Below are 270 nucleotides of genomic sequence, written 5' to 3'. Positions count from 1 at the left end.
ACCGTCGAACATCATTTCGGGCAGCATCGTTTCCGTCGTGCCATTCGTACGCCAGACCGGGGCATTGCGCCAGTACAGCGTGATCTCGTCGCTCTGCGTGTACCCCAGATCAGCCTGAAATTCGTCAACAAGTGCCTTCGTCGTATCGATCATGCACTGCATGAATCGCTTGTCGTACGGACCATCCAGACCGCGCGTGAACGTGTGGAACGCACGGCCGTCGAGCCGCACCAGAATAGGAAGGCCGGGCATCATGGAGCGCCCCGCTTC

Annotated in this window: 1 protein-coding gene; it reads right to left on the bottom strand. The window is 59.3% G+C overall.

Translation table 11 applies throughout. The features are described 5' to 3' along the window. Positions 1-255, bottom strand: a 255-nt coding sequence (locus AC1RO3_RS09190; RefSeq protein ID WP_481764115.1) for a tRNA(His) guanylyltransferase Thg1 family protein, incomplete at its 3' end; no start/stop codon positions are given. Between the last annotated feature and the right edge of the window lie 15 nt (positions 256-270).

The sequence above is a fragment of the Dellaglioa sp. CoH-57-MRSF-19 genome (genome assembly GCF_056781975.1).
Note: the sequence above shows the minus strand (reverse complement) of the source record. Positions and strands in the feature narration are given on the sequence as shown.